We start from the raw sequence: 3,981 nt of genomic DNA on the forward strand, positions 1-3,981 counted from the left end.
CAACCAGCCCGCCATCGACTTCATGGGCGGTCGTAAGTCGCAGGAGGAGACCGTCCACCACGTCGTCCCACTCGGGCGGCAAGGCGTACCCGAGGAAGTCGCTGGAGGCGTCCTGTTCCTGGCCTCCGATGCCTCGTCCTACATGACCGGGCAGACCCTGATCATCGACGGTGGCGTGGCCTGAACAGCCAGCGCATCATCCCCGACCAGCTACCTAGTCAGACCTTTGAGGAGAAACACATGAGTAACCGACGCCAGCCGACGGGCGTTCCGTCCGTCCTGAGTTTTCCGTCTGTCGACCTCTCTCGTCGACGGTTCCTCAGCGGCACCGCCGCGGTCGGCGGCCTCGCCGTCCTGACCGCCTGCGGGGGAGGCACCACCAGCAGTGGGTCGGGGGCCACCATCGACACCTCCAAGGTGGACCCGGGCGCGGGGAAGGCGCTGCAGGCCATCTTCGGCCCGGGTGGGAAGGCCGGGGGCTCGGAGGTGACCCTCTCGGCCGGGATGCTGCTCGCCATCACGGGTCAGGGCTCCTTCTTCGGCAAGGTGATGAGCCAGGGCGCCAAACTGGCGGCGGCACAGATCCAGTCCGCGCAGGGCATCACGTACGACGTCCACATCGCCGACCACAAGAGCGGTGACGTCCCCACCGCGCTGACCGGCACGCGCCAACTGATCACCCAGAACAACATCAAGATCCTGCAGACCTCGTACGGCGCCCCCAGCGAGGCGATCGTCCCGCTCATCGCTCAGAACAAGCTGCTCTCCTTCAACGGCGGCGGCTCCAGCCCGGGCCAGGTCGGTAAGGCGTTCCTCTGGCAGACCCGGATGATCTTTGGTGACGACCCCGCCCCGGGGGCGCTGGCCTGGATCGCCAAGACCTTCCCCAGTGCCAAGAAGCTCGCGATCGTCGGCACGAAGGAGAACGGTGTCGCGGGAGCGAAGACGATCGGCCCCGCGGTGTGGAATCAGCTCACTGGTGGTTCAGTCGTCGCGAACGAGCAGCATGACGTCGGCGCCACCGAGTTCAGCTCGATCATTGCCCGGATCAAGTCCGCGAGCCCTGACGCGATCCTGACCTTCAGCTTCGGCGACGACGTGGGCTACCTCGTCAAGCAGCTGCGCGAGGCCAACGTGAAGGTGCCGATCATGGGTATCGAGTTCACCGAGCAGGCAGCGAAGGTCGCCGGCGCGACCTACGACACCTACAACTTCGCGACCGACTTCTACGACCCGAAGAACCCGAACCCCTGGAACAAGGTGTTCGTCGCGGGCCACAACGCGATGTGGGGCGCCGCCCCCGAGTACTACGGCGCCAACTACTACGAAGAGGTGTTCTTCGTCTGGGAGCTGGTCCGCCGGGTGCTCGCCAACGGGGGTGACGGTACCGACACCACCGCGCTGCAGGCCGCGCTGGAGAAGAACCCGACCTTCAAGTCCCTGTACGGCGGCGACGAGAAAACGACCGGCGAAGTCAAGTTCAACCCCACCGACCACACCATCTCCAAGCCGATGGGCGTGTTCAAGGTCGCCGGCGGCCAGCCGGTGAAAATCGCCGACATCGTCAAGATCGCGGCTGGCAGCGACCCCACGAAGGCGCTGGTCTGACCAACGGTCGACCGAGGAGCACTACGTGGATCTCTCTCTCCTAGCCCAGCTCACGGTGTCCGGCATCGTCGTCGGCTCCACCTACGCCCTCCTGGGCGTCAGCTTCGGGGTCATCTACGCGACCACGAGGATCTTCCACCTCGCTCACGCGGTGGCCTACGCCGGCGCGGCGTACGCAGCCGTGTGGTCGGCCAACCATTTGGGGCTCGGCTTCTGGCCAGCCCTGATGGCGGGACTCGTCGTCGCGGTGGTGCTCGGAGTGGCCATCGAGGTGCTCTTCTACCGGCCCATGAGACGACGGAACGCGACGCTGCTGACCATCTTCTTGGTGTCCCTGGGTGTCAGCGTCGCGTTCCCCAACCTGCTACAGCTCATGTTCGGACCGGAGAACCAGACGCTTCCCAGGCCGGACAACCCGACGTTCGGGCTGGGCTCGGTCACGATCTCCCGACATGACATCGTCAGCGTCGCGCTCTCGTGGCTGCTGGTGGCTGCGGTGGCCCTGTTCATTGCCCGCACCCGCTTCGGGCGGTCGATCACGGCGATGAGAACCAACCCGGTGATGGCCGAGGCTGTCGGTATCGACAGCCGCCGGGTGTACCTCGTGGTGTTCGTCCTCGGGAGCCTGCTCGTTGGTGTCGCGGGGCTGCTGTTTACGGCCAAGGGCGTGGCCACGCCGACGATGGGCCTGCAACCCACCTTGATCGGTTTCATCGCCGCCTTCCTCGGTGGGATCGGTTCACAGTGGGGAGCGGCGCTCGGCGGCCTCGCCCTCGGGCTGATCAGCAGTTGGAGCGCGCTCTACCTCCAGGTCGACTACGGCCCAGTGGTGGTGTTTGGGGCAATGTTCCTGGTGCTGCTGATCCGGCCGCAGGGCCTGCTCGGAAAGGCGGCTGCTTGATGAGCTACTACGCCGACATCGCCATCTCGATCCTCATCCTGATGACGCTTGGGGTATCCCTCAACCTCCTGCTCGGCTACGCCGGCCGCGTGTCGATGGCGCACGCCATCTTCTTCGGCATCGGAGGTTTTACTGCCGCCCGGCTGACCCTGCCGACCCCCCACGACCTCGGGGGTGTCGCCACCGCCGGCCTGCAGTCCGGTGCCGGGTGGAACTGGGTGCCCGCACTCGCCGCAGCGGTGGTGGTGGCCTTCATCGCGGCCCTGGTCATCTCCATTCCGGCGGTCCGGCTGGTCCGTGGCGAGTACCTGATCTTGCTCACCCTGGCTTTCCAGCTCGTCGCGAACCAGCTGATGGGGGTGCTCGACACGGTGACCGGAGGTCCGTACGGCCTCTCGGGCGTGCCGCCGATCCAGATAGGGTCCACGGTGCTGCTGGCGCCGGAACAGGTTGTCTGGGTGATGCTGCTCGCCGCGGTCGTGGCGATCGCGATCTGCTGGGGTCTGGGGGAGTCTCCGTTCGGTCGGCTGCTCAAAGGGATCCGCGAGCACGAGTCCGCGGTCTCCAGCGTCGGCAAGAACCCGATGGTCCCCGAGCTGCTCGCCTTCAGCATCAGCGCCGCGATCGCCGGCGGCATGGGTGCACTGGCCGCGTTCTACTACGGGTCGGTCGTGCCCAGCACCTACTCCCTCACCTACTCCATCTTCATCGTGTCCGTCGTTGTCCTCGGGGGTACCGGCAACCTCTGGGGGCCGGTGATCGGAGCCATCGCCCTGGGCCTGCTCGAGCCGGTGCTGCGCAGGTACGTCGGTGACTCCGCGATCCCGTGGCAGGCCGTGGTCTACGGCGCCGCGCTGGTCCTGATGATGAGGATCCGTCCGGAGGGCCTTCTGCCCGAAGGCATTGGCCGTACCCGGGTTCCTGGCCTGAGCCGGACGAAGGGTCAGGCGGTGGTGCCGACTCCCGAAGAGGCGCTCGCGCGGCTCTCCACCAAGGGTGACGCGCCCGGCCGGACGGGTGGGGCCATCGTGGAGGTGAAAGGGCTGGCGAAGAGCTTCGGGGGTCTCAAGGCCGTCAGCGGCGCGACGTTCGCGCTCGAGCAGGGACAGGTCACCGCGCTCATCGGTCCCAACGGGGCCGGCAAGACCACGATCTTCAACATGATCTGCGGCACCATCCGCGCCGATGAGGGTCACGTCCTCCTGCGCGGCGAGGACGTGACCGGCAAGCCTGCTCACGAGCTGGTGCGCAAGGGCCTGGCCCGCTCGTTCCAGGATGTTCGCGTCTGCCAACGGCTCACCGCCCTCGACAACGTCGCCATGGGCGTTCAGGACCAGCCTGGCGAGCACATCGGGCGCCTGGTGTTCAGGCCGTTTGCCTCGCGGGCCGCCGAGGTCCGCGTCCGTCAAAAGGCGTTGGACTGCCTGGCCCTGCTCGGTATCGCCGAGCGCGCGCACGTGCGGGTGAGTCAG

4 protein-coding genes are annotated in these 3,981 nt (G+C 66.9%); all 4 read left to right on the top strand.

The window, feature by feature from the left end; all coding sequences use genetic code 11:
- Positions 1–184 (top strand): SDR family oxidoreductase (locus tag Q0R63_RS24410; RefSeq protein WP_295703038.1); only part of this gene is annotated, 184 nt, incomplete at its 5' end.
- A 56-nt stretch (positions 185–240) separates the two neighbouring features.
- Positions 241–1,608: an ABC transporter substrate-binding protein gene (locus tag Q0R63_RS24415; protein WP_295703041.1), complete on the top strand. Its 1,368-nt coding sequence runs from the start codon at positions 241–243 to the stop codon at positions 1,606–1,608.
- Positions 1,609–1,633: 25 nt separating this feature from the next.
- Complete coding sequence (locus Q0R63_RS24420; RefSeq protein ID WP_295703042.1) at positions 1,634–2,509, top strand: branched-chain amino acid ABC transporter permease; 876 nt, start codon at positions 1,634–1,636, stop codon at positions 2,507–2,509.
- The coding region (locus Q0R63_RS24425) for an ATP-binding cassette domain-containing protein (RefSeq protein ID WP_295703046.1) at positions 2,509–3,981 on the top strand (1,473 nt) is incomplete at its 3' end. The genes Q0R63_RS24420 and Q0R63_RS24425, both read left to right, overlap by 1 nt.

This window comes from Lapillicoccus sp. (genome assembly GCF_025353065.1).
Lineage (GTDB): Bacteria > Actinomycetota > Actinomycetes > Actinomycetales > Dermatophilaceae > Lapillicoccus.

Excerpts from the sequence above, each read along its gene's own strand:
- Q0R63_RS24415 (WP_295703041.1), top strand. The coding sequence starts at position 241 with ATGAGTAACCGACGCCAGCCGACGGGCGTTCCGTCCGTCCTGAGTTTT.